Genomic DNA, 1,042 nt, shown 5'->3' on the forward strand with positions numbered 1-1,042 from the left:
TGCAGATTCAACCGATCGATGCAACGATCTGACTGAACATCTCAGCCGGTGTTTGGAAGTCGAGAGTCTTCCTGGGTCGCTCGTTCAACCTGCGCGCCAACGCGTTGAGCTTGGCTTGTGAGTAGGTCGAGACATCGATGCCCTTGGGAAGGTACTGCCTCAGCAGGCCATTCGTATTCTCGTTGGTTCCGCGCTGCCACGGGTTCTGAGGGTCGCAGAAGTACACCTTGATGTCGGTCGCCAAGGTGAACTGCTTGTGGCCCGCCATCTCTTTGCCTCGATCCCAGGTCAGCGATTTGTAGAGCTCCTGCGGCAGCTTGCGAGCATTCTTGACCAGCGCGCTCACCACCGTCTCCGTGTCCTTGCCGGTGACCTTCACCAGCATCACGTAGCGTGTCTGGCGCTCAACCAGGGTAGCGATCTGGCTGTTGGAACTCCCGAACAGCAGGTCGCCTTCCCAGTGGCCAGGCACCGCCCGATCTTCAACCGTGGCCGGGCGCTCGCTGATCGACACTGCGTCGACGATTCTTCCGTGGGCGTCGGTCTTCTGCGAGTAATGGCGCGACCGCCGCATGCCTCGCGTTCGTCTCAGATGCTGCAGCAACTCCTTCTTCAAGGCCCCGCGGGCTTGGATGAACAGGCTGCGGTAGATGGTCTCGTGTGACACGTGGTAGGTCTCGTCGCACGGGTGAGTATGCTTGAGCCACCCCGCAATCTGCTCCGGCGACCACTGCAGCTTGAGCTTGTCCGCCACGATGTGTGCCAAGCCAGGGTTCTCGGCCAGCTTGCAGAGCTTGGGGCGATGGGCCCGGTCCCACGCTGCCTGGTCGGCCTGAGTCGCTCGATAGCATCCTGGACCACCGTTGCGCTTGATCTCGCGACTTACGGTGGACGGAGCTCGCTCGAGGATCAGGGCGATCGCGCGAATCGAGAAGCCAGCCGCCATTGCACGTGAGATCTCCTCGCGCTCGGCCAATGTCAGAGCCATCGGGGACCGGCTTCGCTCCGGTGGTCGAATGCCGCCCGTACGGGACAGAATCTT

Annotated in this window: 1 protein-coding gene; it reads right to left on the bottom strand. The window is 61.5% G+C overall.

Going from position 1 to position 1,042, the window contains the following annotated elements; all coding sequences use genetic code 11:
• Positions 1–7: 7 nt before the first annotated feature.
• The coding region (locus tag AC1D2O_RS37675) for an IS30 family transposase (RefSeq protein ID WP_478158927.1) at positions 8–1,042 on the bottom strand (1,035 nt) is incomplete at its 5' end.

This window comes from Variovorax sp. P1_G12, from assembly GCF_056405555.1.